Source organism: Tepidimonas fonticaldi (assembly GCF_007556755.1).
Lineage (GTDB): Bacteria > Pseudomonadota > Gammaproteobacteria > Burkholderiales > Burkholderiaceae_C > Tepidimonas > Tepidimonas fonticaldi.
Genome location: NZ_VJOO01000020.1, coordinates 1 through 26,242, shown reverse-complemented (window position 1 = coordinate 26,242; position 26,242 = coordinate 1). Strand labels below are relative to the sequence as shown.

The following is a 26,242-nucleotide window of genomic DNA, read 5'->3' as shown; positions in this document are numbered from 1 at the left end:
CAAATGGCAAAAATGCAAGCTAACGTGAAGACCGAGGCCAACGACGACGGCCTGCGCGAGAAGATGATCTCGGTCAACCGCGTGACCAAGGTGGTCAAGGGTGGCCGCATCATGGGTTTCGCGGCGCTGACCGTGGTGGGCGATGGCGACGGCCGCATCGGCATGGGCAAGGGCAAGGCGCGTGAAGTGCCGGTGTCCGTGCAAAAGGCCATGGACGAGGCGCGTCGCAGCATGTTCAAGGTGTCGCTCAAGGGCGGCACGCTGCACCACGAGGTCAAGGGCCACCACGGCGCCTCCACCGTCATCATGATGCCCGCCCCCAAGGGGACCGGCATCATCGCCGGCGGTCCGATGCGCGCCGTCTTCGAGGTCATGGGCATCACCGACGTCGTGGCCAAGAGCCACGGCTCGACCAACCCGTACAACCTGGTGCGCGCGACGCTGGACGCCCTGCGCAAGTCGACCACGCCGGCCGAGATCGCCGCCAAGCGCGGCAAGTCGGTCGAGGAACTCGTGGCCTGATCGGGAGAACACCATGACGACCCCCAACACCGTCAAAGTCAAGCTCGTGCGCAGCCCGATCGGCTGCAAAGAGTCCCACCGCGCCACGGTGCGCGGGCTGGGCCTGCGCAAGCTGGGCAGCGTGCGCGAGCTGCAGGACACCCCTGCCGTGCGCGGCATGATCAACAAGGTGAGCTACCTGGTTCAGGTGCTCTGATCGGAGTCTCGAGATGGAACTCAACACCCTCAAGCCCGCTGCGGGCTCGAAGAAGCCCCGCCGCCGCGTCGGCCGTGGCATCGGTTCCGGTCTGGGCAAGACGGCGGGCCGCGGCCACAAAGGCCAGAAGTCCCGCTCGGGCGGCTTCCACAAGGTCGGCTTCGAAGGCGGTCAGATGCCGCTGCAGCGCCGCCTGCCCAAGCGCGGCTTCAAGTCGCAGGCGCTCAAGTTCAACGCCGAAGTGACGCTGGCTGACCTGCAGGCGCTGGGTCAGGCCGAGGTCGACCTGCTCACCCTGAAGCAGGCCGGGCTCGTACCCCAACTGGCCAAGAAGGTCAAGGTCATCAAGACCGGTGAGCTCAGCATCGCCGTCAAGCTGACCAACGTCGCGGCCACGGCCGGCGCCAAGGCTGCCATCGAGGCGGCGGGCGGCTCGGTGGCCTGATCGGTCGTACCACGCACCCGGGATCGCTCGTGGCCACCAACGCAACGACTCTCGCCAAGACCGGCAAGTTCGGCGACCTGCGTCGCCGGCTGGTGTTCCTGCTGCTGGCCCTGGTGGTGTACCGGATCGGGGCGCACATCCCCGTGCCGGGCATCGACCCCGTTCAGCTCGAACAGCTGTTCAAGGGTCAGCAGGGCGGCATCCTGAGTCTGTTCAACATGTTCTCGGGCGGGGCGCTGTCGCGCTTCACGGTGTTCGCGCTCGGGATCATGCCGTACATCTCGGCGTCGATCATCATGCAACTGATGACCTACGTCGTGCCGACGTTCGAGCAGCTCAAGAAAGAAGGCGAGGCCGGTCGTCGCAAGATCACCCAGTACACGCGCTACGGCACCTTGCTGCTGGCGGTCTTCCAGGCGCTGGGCATTGCGCTGGCGCTGGAGGGCTCGCCCGGTCTGGTGATCGACCCCGGCCTGACGTTCCGCTTTACCGCGGTGGTCAGCCTGGTGGCGGGCACGATGTTCCTGATGTGGCTGGGCGAGCAGATCACCGAGCGCGGCCTGGGCAACGGCATTTCGATCCTGATCTTCGCGGGTATCGCGGCCGGTCTGCCCAACGCCATCGGCGGCCTGCTGGAGCTGGTGCGCACCGGCGCCATGAGCATCCTGGCGGCGATCTTCATCGTCGCGCTGGTGATCGTGGTGACCTATGGCGTGGTCTTCATCGAGCGCGGCCAGCGCCGCATTCTGGTGAACTACGCGCGCCGCCAGGTCGGCAACAAGGTCTACGGCGGCCAGTCGTCGCACCTGCCGCTCAAGCTCAACATGGCCGGTGTGATTCCGCCGATCTTCGCCTCGTCGATCATCCTGCTGCCCACCACGCTGGTGAGCTGGATGAGCACGGGCGACGGCACCCGCTGGTTGCGCGATCTGGCCTCGGCCCTGTCGCCGGGACAGCCGATCTATGTGGCGTTCTACGCCACGGCGATCGTGTTCTTCTGCTTCTTCTACACGGCGCTCGTGTTCAACAGCCGCGAGACGGCCGACAACCTGAAGAAGAGCGGCGCGTTCATCCCCGGGATCCGTCCCGGCGACCAGACCGCGCGCTACATCGACAAGATTCTGCTGCGGCTGACGCTGGCCGGCGCCGTCTACATCACGCTGGTGTGCCTGCTGCCGGAGTTTCTGATCCTGAAGTACAACGTGCCGTTCTATTTCGGCGGCACGTCCCTGCTGATCATCGTCGTGGTGACGATGGACTTCTGGGCGCAGGTGCAGAACTACATGATGTCGCAGCAGTACGAGTCGCTGTTGAAGAAGGCCTCGTTCAAGGCCACGGGTGCGTAAGAACATGGCGAAGGACGACGTCATCGAGATGCAGGGTGAGGTGATCGAAAACCTCCCCAATGCCACCTTCCGGGTCAAACTGGAAAACGGGCATGTCGTGCTGGGGCACATCTCCGGCAAGATGCGGATGCACTACATCCGCATCCTGCCCGGGGACAAGGTCAAGGTCGAGCTCACACCGTACGACCTGACCCGCGCCCGCATCGTGTTTCGCGCCAAGTGAGCGACCGATTTTCGTTTTTAGGAGAGCAACATGCGAGTTTCGGCTTCCGTCAAGAAAATGTGCCGCAACTGTAAGATCATCCGTCGCCATGGCGTCGTGCGCGTGATTTGCACCGACCCGCGACACAAGCAGCGTCAAGGCTGATTCGAGTAGAGGACCACCATGGCACGTATCGCTGGTATCAACATCCCGCCGCACAAGCACGCCGAGATCGGCCTGACGGCGATCTATGGCATCGGCCGCACCCGTGCGCGCCTGATCTGCGACGCCTGCGGGATTCCGTATTCGAAGAAGATCAAGGACCTGTCCGACGCCGAACTCGAAAAGGTGCGTGAGCAGGTCGGTCGGCTCACGATCGAGGGCGACCTGCGTCGTGAGGTGACGATGAACATCAAGCGCCTGATGGACATCGGCTGCTACCGCGGTTTCCGTCACCGCCGTGGCCTGCCGGTGCGTGGTCAGCGCACCAAGACCAATGCGCGCACGCGCAAGGGTCCGCGCAAAGCCGCTCAGCCGCTGAAGAAGTAATCCGCCGCATAAAGGACAGTCATGGCCAAGTCTCCTTCCGCCAACGCCGCGGCCCGCGTGCGCAAGAAGGTTCGCAAGAACATCGCCGACGGCATCGCGCACGTGCACGCGTCGTTCAACAACACCATCATCACCATCACCGACCGCCAGGGCAATGCGCTGGCCTGGGCGTCGGCGGGTGGTCAGGGCTTCAAGGGTTCGCGCAAGTCCACCCCGTTTGCCGCGCAGGTCGCCTCCGAGGCGGCGGGCCGTGCCGCGATGGAGCAGGGCATCAAGAACCTGGACGTCGAGATCAAGGGCCCCGGCCCGGGTCGCGAGTCGTCGGTGCGCGCGCTGGGCGCGCTGGGCATCAAGATCACGTCCATCTCCGACGTCACGCCGGTGCCCCACAACGGCTGCCGCCCCCCGAAGCGTCGCCGCATCTGATGCGGGCGATTGGCCGCTTGACACAGCGGCCGTCGAGCGCGCTACAATAGCAAGCTTTTCTTTGAGCGCCGCCCGCGCCGGTTCGTCGGGTGGCATCGATGTTTAGACCACCGCCAGCGTGGGCTGGTGCGACGACAGGCCCGGGGTCGATACCCGGGCGACCGAACGAACATCCCCGTCGGCGTCGCACCCACCCGCTGGCTCCCGCAATGGCCCCGGTCGGGGTGGGTTGCGGCAGTACGGAAAGGATCACCAGTGGCACGTTACCTCGGCCCCAAGGCCAAGCTCTCCCGCCGTGAAGGCACCGACCTGTTCCTGAAGAGCGCGCGCCGCTCCATCAGCGACAAGGCCAAGTTCGACACCAAGCCTGGCCAGCACGGCCGCACCTCGGGCTCCCGCACCTCGGACTTCGGTCTGCAGCTGCGCGAGAAGCAAAAGGTCAAGCGCATGTACGGCGTGCTGGAGCGTCAGTTCCGCCGCTACTTTGCCGAGGCCGACCGCCGCCGTGGCAACACCGGTCAGAACCTGCTGTCCATCCTCGAGTCGCGTCTGGACAACGTCGTCTACCGCATGGGCTTTGCCTCCACCCGCGCCGAAGCCCGCCAGCTCGTCTCGCACAAAGGCATCAGCGTCAATGGCCAGACGGTCAACATCCCGTCCTACTTGGTGAGCGCGGGGGATGTCGTTGCCGTGCGCGAGAAGGCCCGCAACCAGAACCGCGTCAAGGAAGCGCTGGAGCTGGCCAAGCAGATCGGTTTCCCGGGTTGGGTCGAAGTGGCGGCCGACAAGTGCGAAGGCGTCTTCAAGAAGGTGCCGGACCGCGACGAATTCGGCGCCGACATCAACGAATCGCTGATCGTCGAACTGTACTCGCGTTGATCCTCGGGCGTGCCCCATTAGAGCCCGGATTCCGCATCCCGCGGGATCCGGGATTTTGTGCTCCATCGGCCTTATCGGTGTAACGAGCCGAGGGTATTGAAGGAAGTCCGAATGCTGAATAACCTGCTCAAACCCAAGACCATCCAAGTCGAGCGCCTGTCGGCCAATCGCGCCGAGGTGACGCTCGAGCCCTTCGAGCGGGGCTATGGCCACACGCTGGGCAACGCGCTGCGGCGGGTGCTGCTGTCGTCGATGGTCGGGCACGCACCGACGGAGGTCACGATCGCGGGCGTGGTGCATGAATTTTCCACCATCGACGGGGTGCAGGAGGACGTGGTGCACATCCTGCTCAACCTCAAGGGGGTGGTGTTCAAGCTGCACAACCGCGACGAGGTGACGCTGAGCCTGCGCAAGGAAGGCGAGGGCGTGGTCACGGCCGGCGACATCCAGACGCCGCACGACGTCGAGATCCTCAACCCCGAGCATCCGATCGCCACGCTCGCGCCCGGCGCCAAGCTGGACATGCAGATCAAGGTCGAGAAGGGCCGCGGCTATGTGCCGGGCAACCTGCGCAAGGGCGACGACCACCGCAACAGCATCGGCCGCATCGTGCTGGACGCCTCGTTCTCGCCGATCAAGCGTGTCAGCTACGCGGTGGAAAACGCCCGCGTCGAGCAGCGCACCGATCTGGACAAGCTGGTGCTGGACATCGAGACCAACGGCGCCATCGGCCCGGAGGAGGCGGTGCGCGCCGCGGCCAAGATCCTGGTCGAGCAACTGTCGGTGTTCGCGCAGCTCGAGGGCGGCGCGGCGTTCGAAGCCGGTGCCGGTGCCAAGGCCGGCGCTCCGGCGTTCGATCCGATCCTGCTGCGTCCGGTCGACGAGCTGGAGCTGACCGTGCGTTCGGCCAACTGCCTCAAGGCCGAGAACATCTACTACATCGGTGATCTGATCCAGCGCACCGAAAACGAGCTGCTCAAGACCCCCAACCTGGGTCGCAAGTCGCTCAACGAGATCAAGGAAGTGCTGGCTTCGCGCGGCCTGACGCTGGGCATGAAGCTCGACAACTGGCCGCCGGCGGGTCTGGAAAAGCACTGACCCGGGTTTTCCCTCAACCCAGTGACCCCCGGCGGTACCTGATCCGGCCGCCGGTGACAAGACAGAAAGGAACCTACCATGCGTCACGGACACGGACTGCGCAAACTCAACCGCACCAGCTCGCACCGCCAGGCGATGCTGCGCAACATGGCCAACTCGCTGCTCAAGCACGAGGCCATCAAGACCACGCTGCCCAAGGCCAAGGAACTGCGCCGCGTCGTCGAGCCGCTGATCACGCTGGCCAAGACCCCGACGCTGGCCAACCGCCGTCTGGCCTTCGACCGCCTGCGCGACCGCGACACGGTGGTCAAGCTGTTCAACGAGCTGGGCCCGCGCTTCCAGAACCGCCCGGGCGGCTACACGCGCATCCTGAAGATGGGCTTCCGCGTTGGCGACAATGCGCCGATGGCCTACATGGAACTGGTCGATCGCGCCGAGCCGGCGGCCGACGCTGCGGCGGCTGGCGACAAAGCCGAATAATCGTGCTATAATTCTGGCTTCTGACGCGCGGTGGAGCAGTCTGGTAGCTCGTTGGGCTCATAACCCAAAGGTCGATGGTTCAAATCCATCCCGCGCAACCAAACATTCAAACCCGTTGGCCCAACGCCAACGGGTTTTTTGTTATTCGGCTTGGGCGCTGCGGGGGCGCGGCCAGCCCGTCGCGGGGATCACCTCGGCATCGTGTTCGCCCAGCCGCGGGGCCGGATGGCGCAACGCCCCCGGGGTGTCGCTCAGCTTGGGGACGATACCGGGCACCTTCAGCGGACGGCCCTCGCGGTCGGTGGATGGCAGCACCATGCCGCGCGCGTGGTACTGCGGATCGGTGGCGATGTCGGCGGCGGTGTAGATCTTGCCCACCGGCACGTCTGCGGCGTCCAGCGCGGCGATGACCTCGTCCACGCTGCGGTCGCGGGTCCAGGCTTCGATGGCGGCGTCGAGTTCCGCCGCGCGCCGGGCCCGGCCGTCGTTGTGGGCGAGGTCGGGGTCCTGCGCCAGGTCGTCGCGGCCGATGGCGCGCATCAGGCGGCGGAAAATCCCGTCGCCGTTGCCGCCGATCAGCACATAGCTGTCCTGCCCGTCCGCGCCGGGGCGGCAGCGGTAGGCGTTGGAGGGGGCGATGCCGGGCAGGGCGCTGCCGGCGCGCTCGCGCACCACGCCAAAGGCGTCGTACTCGGGCAGCAGGCTCTCCATCAGATTGAACACGCTCTCGTACAGCGCGACGTCGACCATCTGACCCTGGCCGCCGCGGGCGTCGCGGTGGTAGAGCGCCAGCAACACGCCGATGACGCCGTGCAGCGCCGCGATCGAGTCGCCGATCGACACGCCGGTGCGCACCGGCACCCGGCCCGGCTCGCCGGTCAGATAGCGCAGGCCGCCCATGGCCTCGCCCAGAATGCCAAAGCCCGGCTTGTGCGCATAGGGGCCGGTTTGACCATAGCCCGACAGGCGCAGCATGACCAGCCGCGGGTTGAGCGCGTGCAAGGCGTCCCAGCCCAGGCCCCAGCCTTCCAGCGTGCCGGGCTTGAAGTTTTCGATCAACACGTCCGCTTCGGCGGCCAGGCGCCGCACCAGCGACTGCCCGTCCGCGCTGCGCAGGTCGGCGCGCACGGAGCGTTTGTTGCGCGACTGCACCTCCCACCAGACCGAGGTGCCGTCGCGCAGCAGGCGCCATTTGCGCAGCGGATCGCCGCCATCGGGGGGCTCGATCTTGATGACGTCGGCGCCAAAATCGGCGAGCGTCTTGGCCGCAAAGGGCCCGGCGATGAGTTGACCGAGTTCCAGCACGCGGATGCCGGCGAGCGGCCCGCCCGCGCGCGCTTGGGTTGGGGAGGGGTGGGTGTTCATGGCATCAGTGGCGCGCCTCGACACGGGCGGCGAGCACGCGTTCGATGTGGTCGAGCAGGCCGTCGCAGGCGTCTTCCACCAGATCGAGCACATGCTCGAAACCGTCGGCGCCGCCATAGTACGGGTCCGGGACCACGGGGCTGTCGTGGCGGCGGCAAAACTCCGTCAGTCGCCGCAGCTTGCGTCGGTGTGGGGGTGGGCACAGGGCCTCGGCCAGGGCGAGGTTGTCCCAGTCCATGGCCAGCAGCAGGTCGGCGTGCTCGAAATCGGCGGCGGCCAGTTGCCGCGCGCGCAGATCGGCCAGATCGTATCCGCGCAGCCGGGCGTGGTGCTGGCTGCGGGCGTCGGGCGCTTGGCCGACGTGGTAGGCGTGCGTTCCGGCCGACGCCACCGCCACACGATGGTGCAAGCCGCGGGCCTGCAGCCGGTGGCGAAACACGCCGTGCGCCGTTGGGCTGCGGCAGATGTTGCCCATGCAAAAAAAGACGACCCGGTATTCGTACGCGGCATCCATGCGGCGATTGTGCCGGATCGGGCCCGCGGCCGCCTCAGCCGGCCAGGGCGGGGAACAGGCGGGTGAGCCCGCTGGCCATGACCTCCACCGCCAGCGCGGCCAGGATCAGGCCCATGAGCCGCGTCATGACGTTGATGCCCGTCTTGCCGAGCACGCGCGCGATGGGCTCGGCCAGAGTGAAACACAGCGCTGTAGCGGCGGCGATGACCACGCCGTAGCCCACCAGTGCCGCGTGCTGCCAGAAGGTCTTGGCCTGGTCGGCGTAGATGACCACGGTGGACATGGTGGCCGGGCCTGTGAGCAGCGGAATGGTCAGGGGCACGACGGCGATGGAGGCGCGGCTGGCGGCGTCGTCCACCTCGTCGCGGGTGGTTTTGGCTTCGGCCGGCTGGGCGTTCAGCATGGACAGGGACGACATGAGCAGCAGCATGCCACCGCCGACCTGGAAGCTGGCCAGCGAGATGCCAAAAAACTCCAGGATCTGCAACCCCGCCAGGGCGGAGACGGCGATCACGGCAAACGCGGACAGGGCCGAGATGGCGATGGTGCGCTGGCGCTGGCGCGCGGAAAAACCCAGCGTGTAATGGATGAAGAAGGGGACGATCGCCAGCGGATTGACGATGGCCAGCAACGTGATCAGTGGCTTGAGGTCCATGGTCGCCATTGTGCGGGCATTGTGCGGCCATTGTGCGTCCGCGCCCGCCGTTTGCGCTACGCTCCGGCCTGCAGGGGCACCGTGCCCGCGGAAGGATGGCATCGGCAATGAACACCGTCATCGAACTGGCGCCCCCGGATGGGGCGCGCATCCCGGCTTATGTGGCCCGCCCCGCTGGCGCTGTTTCACCGTGTGCGCCCCGCGGTGGAGTTGGGGTACACGCGTCGGTGTCGTGGGCTATTGTTGGGGCGGGCTGATGGCGTGGCGCAGCGCCTGCCTGCTGCACGGCCTGAGTGCCGCGGTGCCGTACTACGGCGGCGGCGTCACGACGACGGTGGAGGCGGCGCGGCTCGCGCGCGAGCGCACCCTGGCCTTTTTGCGGCAGCACGTCGGCTGATCCGGCGCGGCCGGTGGGCGCACGGCGCGCTCAGGCCGGCACCGGTTGCCGGGCGCGCAGCCAGGCCAACAGCTCGGCCGGCGCCATTGCGCGGGCATACAGCCAGCCCTGGAAGGCGTCGCACCCGTGCAGGCGCAGAAAGTCGCGCTGCTCCGGGGTCTCCACCCCCTCGGCCACCACCCGCAGGCCCAGGTCGTGCGCCATGGACAGGGTGGCGCGCACGATGGCCGCGCTGTCCGGGTCCCCGGGCACGCCGTTGACGAAGGAGCGGTCGATCTTGAGCTTGCCGATCGGCAGCCGCTGCAAATAGCCCAGGCTGGAGTAGCCAGTCCCAAAATCGTCCAGGCACAGCTCCACCCCCAGTTGGGTGAGGGCGCGCATGCGCTCGGTCACGTCGGCGCCGGCCTGCACCAGCAGGCTTTCGGTGATTTCCAGCTCCACCAGCCGGGTGGCCGGGCCCAGGTCGCGCAGCGCGTCGCGCACATGGTCCAGAAAACCCGGCCGAGCAAATTCGATGGGCGAGATGTTGACCGCCAGCCGCACCTGCGCGAACAGCGGCGCGTCGGCGCTGGCGTGCCAGGCGGCGAGCTGCCGGCACGCGGTCTGCAGCACCCACGCCCCCAGGCGGTCGATGATGCCGGCGTCCTCGGCCACGCCGATGAATTCCGCCGGCGAGATGGGGCCCAGGGTAGGGTCGTCCCAGCGCAGCAAGGCCTCCAGCCCGAGCAGGCGCCGCCCATCGGCGTCGATCTGGGGCTGGTAGACGAGGCTCAGGCCCCCGCGCTGCGGATCGTCGACCGCCTGGCGCAGGGCGGATTCGAGCGCGAGGCGGCGCGAGACATGCTCGTGCATGGACGGCTCGAAGAAGCGCCACTGGTTGCGGCCCGCCGCTTTGGCGGCGTACATGGCGGTGTCGGCGTGGCGCAGCAGGGTTTCCACCGTGCTGCCGTCGTAGGGGAACACCGTCACCCCCAGGCTGGCACCGACGCGCACCTGCACGCCGTCCAGCTCGATCGGCTCGTCCAGGGTGCGGGCGATCTTGCGCGCCACGGTGGCGGCGCCGTCGCGCCCCTTCACCCACGGCAGCAGCGCGATGAATTCGTCGCCGCCGAATCGCCCCAGCACGTCGCGCGAGCGCAGACATGCCTGCAGCCGCGTCGCCACGGTCTGCAGCAGGCGATCCCCCTGGGCGTGCCCCAGGCTGTCGTTGACGTGCTTGAAGCGGTCCAGGTCCAGGAAGATGATGCCCACCTCCTGCCCGCTGCGCCGCGCCGTGGACAGCACCGTCTCGGCCTGCTCGGTCCAAAAGCTGCGGTTGACCAGGCCGGTGAGGGCGTCGAAGTGCGCGAGCTGGATCAGGCTGGCGTGGCTGCGCGCCAGCTCGAGCGTGCGCTGCTCCACCAACTGCTCGACCCGCCGGCGCTGGCCGGTGGTGACCAGCAAAAACGCCGCCAGCAGCGCCACGGTCAGGAAGGCCGTGCTCGCCGTCAGGTGCATGCGCGCGTCGGCCGTGTTCTGGCGCCAAAAGCCCTCGGTGGTGTCCAGCCGCAACACCCAGGCGCGCTGGGCAAACCGCAGCGGCCACTCGGTGCGGGCGCCCAGATGGTCGGGCGACGTGGCGCGCTCGCAGCCCTCCGGCCCCGCCAGACGCCGGTTGTCCGGGCTGGCGTCGCGGTCCATCAGGCACAGCGCCAAGCCCTCCAGCGGCACGGCCTCCAGCCCCGCCTGGGTGACGTCCCCCATGCGAAACGCGGTCGAGACGATGCCCAGCACCTCGCCGCTGCCGTGCGCCGCGCGGACCGCGTGGTAGACGACGATGCCGCGCTGGGAGCCTTGCTCCTGCACCAGTCGGAAGGGTTCGGTGGCCTGGGGGCGGCCGCTGTCGATGGCGCGCTGGGTGGCCCGTCGCAGCGGCTCGAAGGTCAAAATGTCCAGCCCGCGCGCGGCCTGGTTGGTGGCCAGCGGCGCCAGCCGCGTGATCACCATGTGCTCGTCGGCGTCCGGTGCCGGAAAGCGGCGGCCCGTGGCGTCGCGCGCCATGATCGGCCAGCCGGGGTCGCAGCATTCGTAGTGCGGACGGTCGGCGCGCGAGACCCGCCAGTTGAACGTGAAGTTTTGCGTGCCGGGGTAGCGGCGCAGCCACAGCTCGGCCGCGCGCTCGAACTCGTCTTGCCCCATGGTGGGGGCGCGTGCCATCAGCTGGCCCATGGCCTCCAGCGCATCGATTTGCGCGTCCAGCCGGCGCTGCAGCGTTTGCGCCGCCTGCTCGCCCGCCTGCTCGGCGCGCAGCCGCAACTGTTGGGCCTGGGCATCGGCCAGCAGCCGCACCACGCCGCCGGCCAACAGCAGCGCCAGCGCGAGCGGTATGCCCACGCCCCGGCGCCGCGCTTGCCATGCCGAGCGCGGTTCGCCAAAGGCCACCCACATCAGCGGCACGACCAGCACCGCGCCCAAGGAATCGCCCAGCCACCAACTGGCCCATTGCCCCCAGGCGTCGGCGGCGGCGATGACGCCGCGGGCCACCAGCGTCGGCACGGCCACGCTGGCGTTGAGCAGCGCGCCCAGGGGCAGCACCACGAACAGCAGCCGCAGCACCAGGCGCGGCTCGTCGAGGGTGGACGGGTAGCCGACCCAGCGCCGGATGGCCCAGGCCGATACGGCGGCCATGGCTGTCGCGCCCAGCGCCGGCACCACGATCGCCCAGTGGCGCCAGTCGGCGCCCAGACTGTGGTGTGTCAGGATCTGCACCGCCAGCGCACCGGCCAGGATGCCGGGCCATGCCCACCGGCCCCAGACCAGCGCGGCCCCCGCCGCCACGCCGGCCGGAAAGAACACCACGATGGCGTAGTCCGGCGGAACGCGCAGTTGCAAGGCCAGCCAGCCGCCGATCAGATACGCCAGCGCGGTGATGAGGGCGCAGCCGACCCCGCGCAGCCCGTGGCGCGTGGGGGCGGTGCTGGCAGCAGGGGCAACGACGTCCATGATGGTTTGAGTGTGGCCGCACTGTAGCACCGCGCACCGGGCCTTCCGACCGGCGCGGTTGCCGGCCCTGTCGGCCGCCGGGCAGGATGGGCGGTCGCGGGCGGTTGGCGATCAGGGTTTACCCGCAAATGGCCCTGCGCCAGCGCGGGAAAGCGCGCCATCCGCGCGCGCCGGCCCTACACTGCGGCCCATGCGCGGACGGGCGCGATGGGCAGGTGCGGCAGCCGGTGATCCCGGTGCATGGCCACCTCGGGCGCAGTTGGCAGGCCCGACGTCCGCATGGGGGCTTACCGGCCCGTTTTGCCTCGAAGGAGTTTTCTGCCATGACCGCTCCCTTGCCCGAGCACGTCCGGCGCGCGCTGGAATCCGTCTCGCTCGACGACAAATATGCCCTGGATCGCGGCCGCGCGTTCATGAGCGGGGTGCATGCGTTGGTGCGCCTGCCGATGCTGCAGCAGCAACGCGACGCGCTGGCCGGCAAGCACACCGCCGGCTTCATCAGCGGCTACCGCGGCTCGCCTCTGGGCGGCTACGACCAGGCGCTGTGGAAGGCGCGCGAGCACTTGAAGGCCCACCACGTCGTGTTCCAGCCCGGCGTCAACGAGGAACTGGCCGCCACCGCCGTCTGGGGCACGCAGCAGCTGGGCTTCGCGCCGCCCGGCAGCGCCCGTTACGACGGCGTCTTTGGTCTGTGGTACGGCAAGGGGCCGGGGGTGGACCGCTGCAGCGATGTCTTCAAGCACGCCAACATGGCCGGCACCACGCCGTGGGGCGGCGTGATCGCGGTGGCCGGCGACGACCACGTGGCCAAGAGCTCCACCGCCGCGCACCAGAGCGACCATATCTTCAAGGCCTGCGGGTTGCCGGTGTTCTTCCCGGCCAGCGTGCAGGAGATCCTGGACCTCGGCCTGCACGCCTGGGCGATGAGCCGCTACGCCGGCGTGTGGACCGGCATGAAGACCATTCAGGAGATCGTCGAGTCCAGCGCCACGGTGGAGATCGACCCCGAGCGCGTGCGCATCGCGCTGCCGGACGACTTCGAGATGCCCCCGGGTGGCGTGCACATCCGCTGGCCCGACGCGCCGCTGGAGCAGGAGGCGCGGCTGATGGACTACAAGTGGTATGCCGCGCTCGCCTACGTGCGCGCCAACCGGCTCAACCACAACGTCATCGAGGGGCCGCACGACCGCTACGGCATCATCGCCAGCGGCAAGGCCTACAACGACCTGCGCCAGGCGCTGCACGACCTGGGGCTGGACGACGAGACCTGCCGGCAACTGGGCATCCGCGTGCACAAGGTGGCGGTGGTCTGGCCGCTGGAGGCGCAGACGACGCGCGCCTTTGCCGAAGGGCTGCGCGAGATCCTGGTGGTCGAGGAAAAGCGCCAAGTCATCGAATACCAGCTCAAGGAAGAGCTGTACAACTGGCGCGCCGACGTGCGGCCGGACGTGCTTGGCAAGTTCGACGAGATCGAGGGCGACCATTCCGGCGGCGAGTGGTCCGTGCCGAATCCGAGTGCGCACACGCTGCTGCGCGCCAATGCGGACCTGACGCCCGCCGTCATCGCGCGAGCGCTGGCGCGGCGGCTGACCAAGCGCGGTCTGTTGCCCGAGGGCAGTGACATTGCGGCACGGGTGCAGGCGCAGTTGGCCGTGATCGAGGCGCGCGAACGGTCGCTGCAGGCCATCCAGGTGCAGACCGCCGACGCCCAGCGCGTGCCATGGTTTTGCTCCGGCTGTCCGCACAACACCTCCACCCGGGTGCCGGAGGGCTCGCGCGCCATGGCCGGCATCGGCTGCCACTACATGTCGATCTGGATGGACCGCAACACCCTCGCCTTCACCCAGATGGGCGGCGAGGGCGTGCCGTGGGTCGGTCAGCAGCCGTTCACGAACGAAAAGCACCTCTTCGCCAACCTGGGCGACGGCACCTATTTCCACAGCGGGCTGCTGGCCATCCGCCAGTCCATCGCGGCGGGGGTCAACATCACCTACAAGATCCTCTACAACGACGCGGTGGCGATGACCGGCGGCCAGCCGGTGGGCGAGCGGCCGGAAGGGCACTCGGTGCTGCAAATCGTGCACAGCCTGCGCAGCGAGGGGGTGCGCAAGCTGTTCATCGTCACCGATGAGCCGACCAAATACGCCCATGCCCAGCACACCACCCTGGGCGGCGTGACGCTGACGCTGCCGGCCGACGTGCCGGTGTTGCACCGCGACGAGTTGGACCGCGTGCAGCGCGAATGCCGCGAGACCGAGGGCGTGACGGCGATCATCTACGACCAGACCTGCGCCACCGAGAAGCGCCGCCGCCGCAAGCGCGGCCTCATGGCCGATCCAGACAAGCGCGCCGTGATCAACGAGCGCGTGTGCGAGGGCTGCGGCGACTGCGGTGTGCAGAGCAACTGCCTGAGCGTGGAGCCGCTGGAGACCGAGTTTGGCCGCAAGCGCACCATCAACCAGAGCACGTGCAACAAGGATTTCTCCTGCACCAAGGGGTTCTGCCCCAGCTTCGTGACGGTGGAAGGCGCCAAGCCGCGCAAGCCCGGCCGTGACGCGGGAGCACCCGACCTCAAGGATCTGCCACCGCTGCCCGAGCCGTCCCTGCCCGAGCTGCGGGCCGGCGCCGGGGCCTGGGGCATCGTCGTGGCGGGAGTGGGGGGCACGGGTGTCATCACCATCGGTCAGTTGCTCGGCGTGGCCGCGCACATTGAGGGCAAGGGCATCGTCACCCAGGACGCCGCCGGGCTGGCGCAAAAGGGCGGCGCGACCTGGAGCCATGTGCTCATCGGTGCGCGCCAAGACGACATCCTGACCACGCGCGTGGGCACCGCCGCCGCCGATCTGATCCTGGCCTGCGACCCGATCGTCGCCGCCAGCCCCGAGACGCTGGCGCGCATGCGCGAAGGCCGCACCCACGTCGCCCTGAACGCGCAAGCCACCCCGACCGCGGCCTTCGTCAAGGACGGGGCTTGGCAGAACCCGTCGGCGCGCTGTGTCGCCGCCATCACCGAGGCGGCGGGCGGCGTGGGCGTGGGGGTGTTCGATGCCGAGGCGCTGGCGCTCAAGGTGCTGGGCGACACGCTCTACGTCAACCCGATGGTGCTGGGCTATGCGTGGCAGAAGGGGTGGATACCGCTGCGGCGCGAGTCGCTGGAGCGGGCCATCGAGCTCAACGGTGTGGCGGTGGGGGCCAACAAGGCGGCCTTCGAATGGGGACGGCGCGCCGCGCACGACGAGGGGGCCGTCAAGCGCTGGCTGCAGCCGGCGCAGGTGGTCGAGCTGCGGCCGCGGCCCACGCTGGAGCACGTGATCCGCGTGCGGGTGGAGCACTTGACGGCCTACCAGAACGCGGCCTACGCGCAGCGCTACGAGTCCCTGGTGCGCCGTGTGCAGGCGGCCGAGGCGGCGCTGGGCACGGGCTCGACCGCGCTGACCGAGGCGGTGGCCCGGCATCTGGCGCAGCTGATGGCCTACAAGGACGAGTACGAGGTGGCGCGCCTGTACACCGACGGCGCTTTCCTGCAGCGTCTGCGCGAGCAGTTCGACGGCGACTTCACGCTGCGCTTTCATCTGGCGCCGCCGCTGCTGGCCCGGCGCAACGACAAGGGCGAACTCGTCAAGCGCGAATACGGCCCCTGGGTGATGGGGGCGTTCCGTGTGTTGGCCCGGCTCAAGGGGCTGCGCGGCACCGCCTTCGACCCCTTCGGCCACACGGAGGAGCGGCGCACCGAGCGGGCCTTGATCCGCGAGTACGAGGCCGCGGTCGAGGAGGTGTTGCGCGACCTGCGGGCAGACCGGTTGCCGCTGGCGCTGGAGATCGCCCGCTGGCCGGCGCGGGTCAAGGGCTTTGGCCACGTCAAGGAACGCAACCTGCGGACAGCCCGCCCGCTGTGGGACGACCTGCTGCGGCGCTGGCGCGCGGGCGACGCCGCCGCCGCGCCGACGTCGGCCGCGCGCGTCGCCTGACCGGCTGGGCAGGCGCGCCACCCGACCGCGCGCCTGCCCGGTGCGCGGGCCGCGCTGTCACCGCCCCGACGCAGCGCGCTGCCGCCGGTGGGCTGGCCGGCGTACACTGCGCGGTTTTTCGTGCAGGCAAGGGAGTGGCGATGGCCGCAGCGGGCAGTGCAGACGGTGGGGCAGCAACGGCGGGCGGGATCGGCGGCGGCGTCGCGTGGGCGCTGGCTGCCGGGGCCCTGTGGGGGCTGGTGTTCGTCGCGCCACTGATGTTGCCCGAGTATCCGGCGGCGCTGCAGTCGGTGGCGCGTTACCTGGCGTTCGGGCTGATTTGCCTGCCCCTGGCGTGGTTCGACCGCCGCGAGTTGCGCAGCCTGAGCCGCGCCGACTGGCGGCACGCGCTCAAGCTGGCCTTCGTGGGCAATCTGCTGTACTACCTGCTGCTGGCCAGCTCCATCCAGCGCACCGGCGGGCCCTTGTCCACGGTCATCATCGGCACCCTGCCGGTGGTCATTGCCATCGTGGCCAACCGCCGCAACGCGGTGCGCGACGGGCGGCTGCCGTGGCGGCGTCTGTGGCCCGCCCTGGCCCTGATCGCGCTGGGCATTGCGCTGGTCAACCGCACCGAGCTGCAGGCCGTGCTGGCCGACCCCGCGCGCGACGTGGGTGCCTACGCGCTGGGCGCGCTGCTGGCCGTGGGGGCGGTGGCCTGCTGGACGTGGTACCCCCTGCACAACGCCGATTGGCTGCGCGCGCACCCGGACCGCAGCCCGCGCGCCTGGTCCACCGCGCAGGGGCTGGCCACCCTGCCGCTGGCGGCCATCGGCTACGCACTGGTCTGGGGGCTGGACGCGGTGCGGGGCGATCCGTTCGCCATGCCGTTCGGGCCGCGGCCGGCGGTGTTCGTCGGCCTGATGGTGTCGGTTGGTCTGCTGGCGTCGTGGCTGGGCACGCTGTGCTGGAATGCGGCCAGCCAGCGGTTGCCGACGGCGCTGGCGGGGCAGCTCATCGTGTTCGAGACGCTGGCCGCCCTGTTGTACGCCTACCTGTGGCGGGGGGAGTGGCCGGCGCCCCTGTCGCTGCTGGGCATCGGCGCGTTGGTGGCCGGGGTGTTGTGGGGGGTGCGTGTGCGCCCGGAGCCGGTGATCGCGCAGGCGCACCCGGACTGACGCCCGCCCCCGACCCCGCATGCCCGCGGCACGCAGGCCGCGGGCTACAATGGACGTTTGCCATCGTGGATGGCCGGTAAGCGCCTGCCGGTGCGCGCCGGCCGCGATGCCCCCAACCCTTTGCACGCCAGAGGAATCCGACGTGTTCATCTCCAATGCCTACGCCCAGGCCGCTGCGGGCGGCGACACCACCTCCACGCTCATGAGCCTGCTGCCGCTGGTGCTCATGTTCGTGGTGCTGTACTTCGTCATGATCCGGCCGCAGATGAAGCGCCAGAAGGAGCACAAGGCCATGATCGATGCCTTGGCCAAGGGGGACGAAGTCGTCACCGCCGGCGGTCTGCTGGGCAAGGTCTCCAAGCTGGGCGAGTCCACCATCGGCATCGAGCTGGCCGACGGGGTCGAAGTGCAACTGCAGCGCACCGCCGTCGTGCAGGTGCTGCCCAAGGGCACCCTCAAATAAGCCGCGGCCGGCGCGACCGGCCCCGGGCCCATTCGCGGCGCCGCGTGCGCCGCAAGGCGTTCGTCCATGAACCGATATCCCTGGTGGAAGTACGCGACCCTGGTGGTCGTGCTCATCATCGCCACCCTGTACACCCTGCCCAACTTCTTTGGCGAGGCGCCGGCGGTGCAGGTGTCGTCGGCGCGCGCCGCGCACCGGCTGGACGAAGGCATCGTCAGCCGCGTCGAGCAGGCGCTCGCGGCGGCCAACCTGGGGGCGGAGGCGATCCAGTTCGACGGGCAGACCGTCAAGGCGCGCTTTGCCTCGACGGACGCGCAGCTCAAGGCCCGCGACGCGATCGAGCGGGCCCTCAACCCCGATCCGGCCAACCCGACGCATGTGGTGGCCCTCAACCTGCTGCCGCGCACCCCGGCGTGGCTGCAGAGCCTGGGCGCGCAGCCCATGTATCTGGGGCTGGACTTGCGTGGCGGGGTGCACTTCCTGCTGCAAGTGGACATGGCCGGCGCGGTGGACAAGCGCGTCGAGGGCATTGCCGCCGATGTGCGCACCGCGCTGCGCGACAAGGGCATCCGCCACGGTGGCGTGCGCCGCGAAGGGCAGGCGGTGCTGGTGCGCCTGCGCGATGCGGCGACGGCGCGGGCCGCGGGCGACCTGATCGCGCGCGACTTTCCGGATGTGCAGCTGGCCGAGCGCGACGAGGGCGGCGAGACGGTGCTCGCGCTCACCCTGCGGCCCGAGGCGGCGCGCCGCATCCAGGAGCAGGCGCTCAAGCAAAACATCCTGACGCTGCACAACCGCATCAACGAGCTGGGCGTGGCCGAGCCGGTGATCCAGCAGCAGGGGCTGGACCGCATCGTCGTGCAGTTGCCCGGCGTGCAGGACACCGCCAAGGCCAAAGACATCCTGGGCCGCACCGCGACGCTGGAAATCCGCATGGTGGACGAAAGCCCCGAGGGGCTGGCCGCCGAGCGCAACGCGGGGCCGGTGCCCTTTGGCGCCGAGCGCTATCTGGACCGCAACGGGGCGCCCGTCATCGTCAAGCGCGAGGTGATCCTGACCGGCGAGAACCTGACCGATGCGCAAGCGGGCTTCGACAGCCAGACGCAGGAGCCGGTGGTCAACCTGACGCTGGACGGCAAGGGGGCGCGGGTGTTCCGCGACGTCACGCGCGAGAACGTCGGCAAGCGCATGGCGATTCTGCTGTTCGAAAAAGGCAAGGGCGAGGTGGTCACGGCGCCGGTCATCCGCACCGAGATCGGCGGCGGCCGCGTGCAGATCTCCGGCCGCATGACGACGCAGGAGGCCAACGACACCGCGCTGCTGCTGCGCGCCGGCTCGCTGGCCGCGCCGATGGAGATCATCGAAGAGCGCACCATCGGCCCGAGCCTGGGCGCCGACAACATCCGCATGGGCTTCAACAGCGTGGTCTGGGGCTTTGCGGTGGTGGTCGCCTTCATGTGCATCTACTACCGGCTGTTCGGGGTGTTTTCCAGCGTTGCGCTGGCGGTCAACCTGATGCTGCTGGTGGCGGTGCTGTCCATGCTGCAGGCGACGCTGACGCTGCCGGGCATTGCCGCGATCGCCCTCACGCTGGGCATGGCGATCGATGCCAACGTGCTCATCAACGAGCGGGTGCGCGAGGAGCTGCGCAACGGCTCCGCACCGCAGACGGCCATCCACAAAGGCTACGAGCACGCCTGGGACACCATTCTGGATTCCAACATCACGTCGCTGATGGCGGGGCTGGCGCTGTTGACGTTCGGCTCGGGCCCGGTGCGCGGCTTCGCGGTGGTGCACTGCATCGGCATCCTGACCAGCATGTTCTCGGCCGTGTTCTTCTCGCGTGGCTTGGTCAACCTGTGGTACGGGCGCCAGAAGAAGCTGCGTGCCGTCTCGATCGGCATCCGCATCGCCCCGTCCGGCGCGGGCAAGGCCGACTGATCCGCCAGGAGAGCGACGATGGAACTGTTTCGGATCCGCAAGGACATCCCGTTCACGCGCCACATGCTGGTGCTGAACCTGGTGTCCTTCGCCACCTTTTTGGCGGCGGTGTTCTTTCTGGTCACGCGCGGCCTGCACCTGTCGGTCGAGTTCACCGGCGGCACCGTGGTCGAGGTGTCCTACGCACAGCCGGTCGACCTGGGGCAGGTGCGGGCGGTCGTGGCGGGCCTGGGCTATGCCGATGTGCCGGTGCAGAACTTTGGCAGCTCGCGCGATGTGATGATGCGTCTGCCGCTGCGCGAGGGCCTCAACTCCGGCCAGCAGACCGAGCAACTGTTGGCGGCCCTGCGCGCCCAGGACCCGGCGGTGGAGCTGCGCCGCACCGAGTTCGTCGGGCCCCAGGTCGGCCGCGAGCTGGTCAGCAACGGGCTGCTCGCGCTGGCCTTCGTCATCGGCGGCATCATGATCTATCTGGCCGTGCGCTTCGAGTGGAAGTACGCGGTCGCCGCCATCATCGCCAACCTGCACGACGTCGTCATCATCCTGGGCTTTTTTGCCTTCTTCCAGTGGGAGTTCTCGCTGGCGGTGCTGGCGGCGGTGCTGGCGGTGCTGGGCTACTCGGTCAACGAGTCGGTGGTCATCTTCGACCGCATCCGCGAGACCTTCCGCCGCCAGCGCAAGATGACGGTGCGCGAGGTCATCGACCATGCGATCACCTCGACCATGAGCCGCACCATCATCACCCACGGTTCGACCGAGGCGATGGTGCTGTCGATGCTGCTGTTTGGCGGCCCGACGCTGCATTACTTTGCGCTGGCGCTGACCATCGGCATCCTGTTCGGGATCTACTCGTCGGTGTTCGTGGCGGCGGGCATCGCCATGTGGCTGGGCATCCGGCGCGAGGATCTGGTCAAGGCGCCCAAGAAAGCGGGCGAAGGCGACGACCCGAACGCCGGCGCCGTGGTCTGAGGCCCGCTGCCCCTAGGTCCGCACCACGCGCTGCAGCAGGCCGCCGGGCAGGCGCTGCACGTGTCCGTCCAGCTCCAGCGTCAGCAGGTGGGCCTGCAGGCGGGCCGTGTCCCAGCCGCAGCGCGCTTGCAGCAGGTCGAACGGCGTGGGGTCGTGGCCCAGGGCGGCCAGTACCGGGTCGTCGGCGGGCGACGGTGTCGCGCCACTGGCAGGGGCCGGGGTGCCGGCAGCCAGGCCCCAGACCGCGCGCAGCTCTTCGTGGATGTGCTCGGCGGTCTCCACCAGCTTGGCTCCCTGCCGGATCAGGGCGTGGCAGCCCCGCGACTGCGGCGCGTGGATGGAGCCGGGGATGGCGAAGACCTCCCGCCCCATCTGGGTGGCCAGCTCCGCCGTGATGAGCGACCCCGATCCGAGCGAGGCTTCCACCACCAGCGTGCCCTGCGTCAGGCCGGCGATGATGCGGTTGCGGCGCGGAAAATGCGGCGCCAGCGGCGGCGTGCCCAGGGGGTGTTCGCTGACGAGGCAGCCCGCCGCCGCGATCTGGTGCGCCAGCGCCCGGTGGCGCGCCGGATAGACGCGGTCCACCCCCGTGCCGACCACCGCCACGGTCCGGCCGCCAGCGGCCAGGGCGCCCTCGTGCGCGGCGGCGTCGATGCCGGCGGCCAGCCCCGACACGATGCACACGCCCTCCGCCGCCAGCGCACGGGCAAAGGCGCGCGCGTTGTCGGCGCCTTGCGGGGTGGGGTTGCGGCTGCCGACCACGGCCAGGGCCCGTGGCGCGCTCAGGGCCGCAGGGTCACCGACCACATGCAGCAGCGGGGGCGGGTCCGGGGTGGTCAGCAGGCTTGCGGGGTAGGCCGCATCGCCCAGGGCGATCAGATGGTGGTCCGGCTGCGTCAGCCAGGCTTGGGTGCGGGCGAGCAGCGCCGGCCATTCCGGGGGCTCGGCCTGCAGGCGGCTGGCCACCGTGGGCCCCACCGCCTCGGCCAAGGCCCCGTGGCGTTGGGCCAACACGGCTGCCGGCGGGCCAAATGCCGCCAGCAGCCGACGCGCCGTCGCCGAGCCCACACCCGGCGTGGCGATCAGCCGCAACCACTCGACCCAGTTGTCGGGTGCCATCCGTCTCGGTCCCCCTGCCTGCCGCGCGTCAGGGGTTGACGAAGCGATCCCCGCTCTTGACGCCGTCGGTGATCTGCAGGATCAGGGCGTACGAGACGCGTTCGAAGGTGCGAAACACCATCATCAGCCCGTTGCGCTCCCCGGGCAGCAGGAGGTCCGGTCGCGCCTCGTCGGTCTTGTCGGTCAGCCGGGTGCGGTCCTTCAGCACGGCGAGCACATGGCCCGCCTCCAGCCCGTCGGCGCGCCCGCGGTTGAGCACGATGATCTGGTTTTGTCCCGCGTAGCGCACGGCATCGCCGTGCACCTTGACGATCTGCCCGCGGATCGGGGCCGCGGGGGCGTGGGGGATGTACAAGCGCATCTCGCGCCCGGACTGGGGCAGCAGCCGGTCGCCGATGCGGATTTCCTCGCGCGCCTGCACGATCTGGACGGTCGCCGGCACCAGGGCCGGCTGCCCGTCGGGCCCCTCGCCCGCGCGTTCGCTGCGCACCAGCTCCGCACGGCCCACGGCGTGGGCTTCGTAGCCCAGCACCTCGCCGGTTTCCGGGTCGCGCAGCGCGACGGCATTGCGGTAGATCGACAGCACGCGCGGCCGGTCCGCCTGCGCCTCCAGCGCGTCGCCCGTGAGGGCATCACTCGGGCCATACTGGCCGCGGGCGTAGGCGCGGTCGCCGCGGGCCAGCAGCACCCGCGCTTCCGGGCCGGCGACGATGCGCGGCGCGCGCTCGTGGGTGTCGGCATCGACGATATCGACGTCGGCCAGGAAGGGTTCGATCGCCCCCGGGGGCAGCGGCGGAATGCCCTCGTCGCGCAGCCGCTCGGCGCGCACGCGCGGCGAGAGCTTGACCGTGGGGGGCGTGTCCGCGGCGAGCTGCAGCACGGCGCGGTCGCCGATGCGCGTGAGCACCAGCACCTGCCCGGGGTAGATCAGGTGGGGGTTGCGAATCTGCTGCAGGTTCATGCCCCACAGCTCTGGCCAGCGCCATGGGCGCTGCAGATACAGCGCCGAAATGCCCCACAAGGTATCGCCGCGCCGCACGGTGTAGCGCTCGGGTGCATTGGGGGCCAGCTCCGACAGGGGCACGCCCGCCTGGGCCACCTGCTCGGCGGTGCCGCGCTGCTGCGGGGTCACGGGGTAGGGCGGTGCGGCCGAGGCGACGCAGGCCATGCCGCCCAACTGTGCTCCCACCAACGTGCCCACGACCCAGCGCGACAGGGCAGTGCCGATGCCGCCACGGGCGGCGGGCACCGGAGCGGACGAAAGCGGTGCGGGGCGTTGGCGCGGGATGGTCATGGGTGGCGATTCCTCCCTTGCCATTGTGCGGTCTGCCCCCACTTCTGGCAATGCCATCCCCTGCGCCGTGCTGGCAGGCCCCGCCAAAAGTGGCGAAAATACCGACATTCGCCTATGAACGCCTCCACCGAACTCCTGCCCATCCTGCGCTACCCCGATCCGCGCCTGCACAAGGTGGCCAAACCGGTCGCGGCCGTGGACGATCGCGTGCGCGCGATCATCCCGCGCATGTTTGCCACCATGTACGCCGCCAATGGCATCGGCCTGGCGGCCACGCAGGTCGACATCCACGAGCGCATCATCGTCATCGACGTGAGCGAAAACCGGGACCAGTCGCTGGTGCTCATCAACCCCGAGATCGAGTGGGCCAGCGACGAGAAGCGCAAGGGCGAGGAGGGGTGCCTGTCGGTGCCCGGCATCTACGACGGCGTCGAGCGCTCGGTGGCGGTGCGCGTGCGCGCGCTGGACGAGCACGGTGCAAGCCGCGTGATCGAGGCCGAGGGGCTGCTGGCGGTGTGCATCCAGCACGAGATGGACCACCTGATGGGCAAGGTGTTCGTCGAGTACCTCTCGCCGCTCAAGCGCGAGCGCATCAAGATGAAGCTCGTCAAGGCCGAGCGGGAGGCCGCGCGCGCTGCGGCCGAGGCCCGGCCGCGCAACCGCTTGCACGCCGAGCCGACGGAGGCGCGGCTTTGACCGCGGCTGCCGGGGCCACCCCCGCGCTGCGGGTGGCCTTTGCCGGCACGCCGGCGTTTGCCGCCACGGCCCTGCAGGCGATTGCGCAGGCGGGGTTTCCCGTCGTGTTGGTGCTGACCCAGCCCGACCGGCCGGCCGGCCGCGGTATGAGGGTGCAGCCCTCGCCGGTCAAGGCGTTGGCCCAGACGCACGGCTGGACGGTCGCGCAGCCGCGCGGCTTGCGGCTGGACGGCCGCTGGGCCGAGGACGCGGCGGCCGCCCGCGCCGCGCTGCAGGCCGCCCGGCCCGACGTGCTGGTCGTGGCGGCCTATGGGCTGATTCTGCCGCGCTGGGTGTTGGAGCTGCCGCGGCTGGGCTGCCTCAACATCCACGCCTCGCTGTTGCCGCGCTGGCGCGGTGCCGCGCCCATCCAACGCGCCATCGAGGCTGGCGACCCGCAGACGGGCATCACCATCATGCAGATGGACGAGGGGCTGGACACGGGCGACATCGTGGCGATGGAGGCCGTGCCCATCGGCCCGGCGGAGACGGCCGGATCGCTGCACGACCGTCTGGCCGACCTGGGCGCGCGCCTGGTGGTGCAGGCCCTGCGGGCGGCCGAGGCCGCGCCGCTGCCCCGGCGCCCGCAGCCGGACGAGGGCGTGACCTACGCCCACAAGATCGACAAGGCCGAGGCGATGCTGGACTGGTCGGCGCCCGCTGCGCTGCTCGAGCGGCGCGTGCGCGCATTCGACCCCGTGCCGGGGGCGGCCACCACGCTGGACGGCGCCATGCTCAAAGTCTGGGGCGCCCGGGCCGAACCCGGGGTGGCGCCATCGGCCGCGCCGGGCATGGTGCTGGCGGCGGACGCGGCGGGCATTCGTGTGCAAACCGGCCAAGGCGTGCTGGTGCTGACCGAGGTGCAGCGCGCCGGTGGCAAGCGGCTGGCCGCCGGGGACTTTTTGCGCGGCACGGCGCTGCCGCCGGGGGTGTGCCTGGGGGCGGCCGGATGAGCGCCGCGGCGTCCACCGCATTCTGGCGCGCGTCGTTTCTCAACCCGGTGCTGTGGCGCCGGCCCACCTTCGCCGCGGGCGCGCGCGAGCTGGTCAGCGTGGCCACCGGCATCGGGGCCTGGGGGCTGATGACCGGGGTGGCGATGGTCAAGTCCGGCCTGACGCCGCTGGAGGCGCTGTGGATGACGCTGCTCGTCTACGCGGGCAGCGCCCAGCTCACGGCGGTGCCGCTGATCACGGCCGGGGCGCCGCTGTGGGTGATCCTGGCGGCGGCCTTCTGCGTGAATTTGCGCTTCGTCGTGTTTTCCATCCACCTGCGCGCGTATGTGGCCCACCTGCCGCGCGGACAGCGGCTGCTGACCGGTTACCTGACGGGGGATTTGAGCTACGTCTTCTTTGCCCGGCGCTTTCCGCACCCGGGGCGCACCGACGAGGAGCGGCTGGATCAAGAGGCCTACCTGGCCGGGAGCTGCGGCGTCAATTACCTGTTCTGGATGACGGCGAGCGTGATCGGCATCGTGCTGGCCAATGCCATCCCGACCGAGTGGGGGCTGGGCTTTGCGGGCATTCTGGCGCTGCTGGGGGTGGGCTGCTCGCTGGCCACGTCGCGGTTGCGCGTGCTGTCGGCCGCCGTGGCCGGGTCGGCGGCGGTGGCGGCCTGGGCGCTGCCACTCAAGCTCAACATCGTGGTGGCGATCGCCGTCGCGGTCGTCGTGTGCCTGATCGCCGAGGCGCACGGTCCGCGCTGGCTGCGCGGCGCGCCCATTCCCCCCCACCGTCCGCATGGCTGATCTGAACCCCTGGACGCTGCTGACCTTCGTCGCGCTGGCCGCGGTGACGGTCATCACGCGCGGTTTTTTCTTTTTGTCCGATCGGCCATGGCAGTTGCCGCACTGGGCCGAGCGCGGCCTGCAGTACGCGCCGATTGCCGCGCTGGCGGCCGTCGTGGTGCCCGAGGTGGTGATGCAGCAGGGGCAGCTCATCCACACCTGGCAGGATGCGCGCCTCTATGCCGCCGTGGCGGGGGCCGCGTGGTTCTTCTGGCGCGGCGGGGTGCTGGGCACCATCGTCACGGGGATGGCGGTTTACCTGCCGCTGCACCTGGGGCTGGGCTGGTGAGTTCGGCGCGCGCGGCGATGCAGCGGGCCATCACCGCTTCGAGCTGGGCGCGTTGCACCGGTTTGGCCAGAAAGGCATTCATGCCGGCGGCCTGCGCGCGCTGCTCGGCGTCGTCCATGATGTCGGCGGTCAGCGCCACGATCGGCACGCGCCCGCGCGGTCCCGGCAGCGCCCGGATGCGTTGGGTGGCCTCCAGCCCGTCCATCTCGGGCATGTGCACGTCCATCAGCACGATGTCGTAGTCGCCTTCGGCGGCCAGGGCGACCGCCTGCCGGCCGTCTTCGGCGAAGGCGACCTGGTGGCCCAGCTTGTCCAGCAACAGGCCGATGAATTTGCGGTTGACGGGGTGGTCCTCGGCCACCAGCACGCGCCAGCCCCCGCGCGGGGCGTCGGGCGGGGCGTCGGGCGGGGTCGGCGCGGGGGCGCCTGCCGCGGTCGAAGCCTCGGCGGCGGCCGGGGCGTCCGTTG

At 69.9% G+C, this 26,242-nt stretch carries 27 protein-coding genes, 1 tRNA gene and 1 pseudogene; 22 read left to right on the top strand and 7 right to left on the bottom strand.

What is annotated here, in order from left to right; all coding sequences use genetic code 11:
• Positions 1-3: 3 nt before the first annotated feature.
• From rpsE to Tfont_RS10130, 12 genes are all read left to right on the top strand, one after another.
• A complete protein-coding gene (rpsE, locus tag Tfont_RS10185) occupies positions 4-522 on the top strand; it encodes a 30S ribosomal protein S5 (RefSeq protein WP_068608186.1) in 519 nt (172 codons plus the stop codon).
• A 13-nt stretch (positions 523-535) separates the two neighbouring features.
• Positions 536-718: a 50S ribosomal protein L30 gene (gene rpmD / locus Tfont_RS10180; protein ID WP_068608188.1), complete on the top strand. Its 183-nt coding sequence runs from the start codon at positions 536-538 to the stop codon at positions 716-718.
• Positions 719-731: 13 nt separating this feature from the next.
• On the top strand, positions 732-1,163 hold the full coding sequence (rplO, locus tag Tfont_RS10175) for a 50S ribosomal protein L15 (protein ID WP_068608190.1): 432 nt from the start codon (positions 732-734) through the stop codon (positions 1,161-1,163).
• Between the two features lie 29 nt (positions 1,164-1,192).
• Positions 1,193-2,509 carry a preprotein translocase subunit SecY gene (secY, locus tag Tfont_RS10170; protein ID WP_068608192.1) on the top strand — a complete coding sequence of 439 codons (1,317 nt, stop codon included), beginning with the start codon at positions 1,193-1,195 and terminating at the stop codon, positions 2,507-2,509.
• A 4-nt stretch (positions 2,510-2,513) separates the two neighbouring features.
• The gene (infA, locus tag Tfont_RS10165) at positions 2,514-2,732 is read left to right on the top strand and encodes a translation initiation factor IF-1 (protein ID WP_043700245.1); all 219 of its coding nucleotides are present in this window, start codon (positions 2,514-2,516) and stop codon (positions 2,730-2,732) included.
• Between the two features lie 30 nt (positions 2,733-2,762).
• Positions 2,763-2,876, top strand: a complete 114-nt coding sequence (gene rpmJ, locus Tfont_RS10160; protein WP_072242940.1) for a 50S ribosomal protein L36 — start codon at positions 2,763-2,765, stop codon at positions 2,874-2,876.
• A gap of 18 nt (positions 2,877-2,894) precedes the next feature.
• Entirely contained in the window at positions 2,895-3,260 is a 366-nt protein-coding gene (rpsM, locus tag Tfont_RS10155; RefSeq protein WP_068608194.1) for a 30S ribosomal protein S13, read from the top strand.
• A 21-nt stretch (positions 3,261-3,281) separates the two neighbouring features.
• Complete coding sequence (gene rpsK, locus Tfont_RS10150; RefSeq protein WP_043700250.1) at positions 3,282-3,686, top strand: 30S ribosomal protein S11; 405 nt, start codon at positions 3,282-3,284, stop codon at positions 3,684-3,686.
• 255 nt (positions 3,687-3,941) lie between these two features.
• Positions 3,942-4,565 (top strand): 30S ribosomal protein S4, encoded by a 624-nt coding sequence (gene rpsD / locus Tfont_RS10145; protein WP_143969332.1) that lies wholly within the window; start codon positions 3,942-3,944, stop codon positions 4,563-4,565.
• Between the two features lie 111 nt (positions 4,566-4,676).
• Entirely contained in the window at positions 4,677-5,663 is a 987-nt protein-coding gene (locus Tfont_RS10140) for a DNA-directed RNA polymerase subunit alpha (protein WP_068608197.1), read from the top strand.
• A 78-nt stretch (positions 5,664-5,741) separates the two neighbouring features.
• Positions 5,742-6,143 carry a 50S ribosomal protein L17 gene (gene rplQ / locus Tfont_RS10135; protein ID WP_068608199.1) on the top strand — a complete coding sequence of 134 codons (402 nt, stop codon included), beginning with the start codon at positions 5,742-5,744 and terminating at the stop codon, positions 6,141-6,143.
• A 24-nt stretch (positions 6,144-6,167) separates the two neighbouring features.
• Positions 6,168-6,244 (top strand) — tRNA-Met (locus Tfont_RS10130).
• 40 nt (positions 6,245-6,284) lie between these two features.
• Here the strand turns inward: Tfont_RS10130 and Tfont_RS10125 are convergent.
• The 3 genes from Tfont_RS10125 to Tfont_RS10115 are packed head-to-tail and all read right to left on the bottom strand — an operon-like array spanning position 6,285 to position 8,677.
• Positions 6,285-7,508 (bottom strand): CaiB/BaiF CoA transferase family protein, encoded by a 1,224-nt coding sequence (locus Tfont_RS10125; protein ID WP_143969331.1) that lies wholly within the window; start codon positions 7,506-7,508, stop codon positions 6,285-6,287.
• A gap of 4 nt (positions 7,509-7,512) precedes the next feature.
• Positions 7,513-8,022 carry a low molecular weight protein-tyrosine-phosphatase gene (locus Tfont_RS10120; protein ID WP_143969330.1) on the bottom strand — a complete coding sequence of 170 codons (510 nt, stop codon included), beginning with the start codon at positions 8,020-8,022 and terminating at the stop codon, positions 7,513-7,515.
• Positions 8,023-8,056: 34 nt separating this feature from the next.
• Entirely contained in the window at positions 8,057-8,677 is a 621-nt protein-coding gene (locus Tfont_RS10115) for a MarC family protein (protein ID WP_068608329.1), read from the bottom strand.
• 214 nt (positions 8,678-8,891) lie between these two features.
• Here Tfont_RS10115 and Tfont_RS14810 point away from each other — a divergent pair.
• Positions 8,892-9,050: pseudogene (locus tag Tfont_RS14810) on the top strand (dienelactone hydrolase family protein); the annotation flags it as partial.
• A gap of 54 nt (positions 9,051-9,104) precedes the next feature.
• On the opposite strand, the gene Tfont_RS10105 reads toward Tfont_RS14810, so the two are convergent.
• Positions 9,105-12,056: a bifunctional diguanylate cyclase/phosphodiesterase gene (locus Tfont_RS10105; RefSeq protein ID WP_143969328.1), complete on the bottom strand. Its 2,952-nt coding sequence runs from the start codon at positions 12,054-12,056 to the stop codon at positions 9,105-9,107.
• 323 nt (positions 12,057-12,379) lie between these two features.
• Here Tfont_RS10105 and Tfont_RS10100 point away from each other — a divergent pair, with 323 nt between their 5' ends.
• The 5 genes from Tfont_RS10100 to secF all read left to right on the top strand — a co-directional run bounded on the left by Tfont_RS10100 (position 12,380) and on the right by secF (position 20,554).
• Entirely contained in the window at positions 12,380-16,024 is a 3,645-nt protein-coding gene (locus tag Tfont_RS10100) for an indolepyruvate ferredoxin oxidoreductase family protein (protein WP_143969327.1), read from the top strand.
• Positions 16,025-16,164: 140 nt separating this feature from the next.
• Positions 16,165-17,181 carry a DMT family transporter gene (locus Tfont_RS10095; RefSeq protein ID WP_143969326.1) on the top strand — a complete coding sequence of 339 codons (1,017 nt, stop codon included), beginning with the start codon at positions 16,165-16,167 and terminating at the stop codon, positions 17,179-17,181.
• Between the two features lie 142 nt (positions 17,182-17,323).
• Positions 17,324-17,644 (top strand): preprotein translocase subunit YajC, encoded by a 321-nt coding sequence (yajC, locus tag Tfont_RS10090; protein ID WP_068608208.1) that lies wholly within the window; start codon positions 17,324-17,326, stop codon positions 17,642-17,644.
• 66 nt (positions 17,645-17,710) lie between these two features.
• Positions 17,711-19,585 (top strand): protein translocase subunit SecD, encoded by a 1,875-nt coding sequence (gene secD / locus Tfont_RS10085; protein WP_143969325.1) that lies wholly within the window; start codon positions 17,711-17,713, stop codon positions 19,583-19,585.
• 18 nt (positions 19,586-19,603) lie between these two features.
• Positions 19,604-20,554 carry a protein translocase subunit SecF gene (secF, locus tag Tfont_RS10080; protein ID WP_143969324.1) on the top strand — a complete coding sequence of 317 codons (951 nt, stop codon included), beginning with the start codon at positions 19,604-19,606 and terminating at the stop codon, positions 20,552-20,554.
• A 12-nt stretch (positions 20,555-20,566) separates the two neighbouring features.
• Here secF and dprA read toward each other — a convergent pair whose 3' ends face one another.
• Positions 20,567-21,673 (bottom strand): DNA-processing protein DprA, encoded by a 1,107-nt coding sequence (dprA, locus tag Tfont_RS10075; protein WP_143969323.1) that lies wholly within the window; start codon positions 21,671-21,673, stop codon positions 20,567-20,569.
• Positions 21,674-21,701: 28 nt separating this feature from the next.
• Positions 21,702-22,841, bottom strand: a complete 1,140-nt coding sequence (locus tag Tfont_RS10070) for a LysM peptidoglycan-binding domain-containing protein (RefSeq protein ID WP_453822442.1) — start codon at positions 22,839-22,841, stop codon at positions 21,702-21,704.
• A gap of 240 nt (positions 22,842-23,081) precedes the next feature.
• On the opposite strand from Tfont_RS10070, the gene def reads away from it, so the two are divergent.
• The 4 genes from def to Tfont_RS10050 are packed head-to-tail and all read left to right on the top strand — an operon-like array spanning position 23,082 to position 25,774.
• Positions 23,082-23,663, top strand: a complete 582-nt coding sequence (gene def / locus Tfont_RS10065) for a peptide deformylase (RefSeq protein ID WP_143969321.1) — start codon at positions 23,082-23,084, stop codon at positions 23,661-23,663.
• Positions 23,664-23,689: 26 nt separating this feature from the next.
• Positions 23,690-24,655 carry a methionyl-tRNA formyltransferase gene (gene fmt, locus Tfont_RS10060; RefSeq protein WP_143969353.1) on the top strand — a complete coding sequence of 322 codons (966 nt, stop codon included), beginning with the start codon at positions 23,690-23,692 and terminating at the stop codon, positions 24,653-24,655.
• Positions 24,652-25,446 (top strand): AzlC family ABC transporter permease, encoded by a 795-nt coding sequence (locus tag Tfont_RS10055; protein ID WP_068608341.1) that lies wholly within the window; start codon positions 24,652-24,654, stop codon positions 25,444-25,446. Before fmt ends, Tfont_RS10055 begins: the two co-directional genes overlap by 4 nt.
• A complete protein-coding gene (locus Tfont_RS10050; RefSeq protein ID WP_068608217.1) occupies positions 25,439-25,774 on the top strand; it encodes an AzlD domain-containing protein in 336 nt (111 codons plus the stop codon). Before Tfont_RS10055 ends, Tfont_RS10050 begins: the two co-directional genes overlap by 8 nt.
• Here the strand turns inward: Tfont_RS10050 and Tfont_RS10045 are convergent.
• Positions 25,725-26,242 (bottom strand): response regulator (locus Tfont_RS10045; protein ID WP_143969320.1); only part of this gene is annotated, 518 nt, incomplete at its 5' end. The two genes, Tfont_RS10050 and Tfont_RS10045, sit on opposite strands and share 50 nt — an antisense overlap.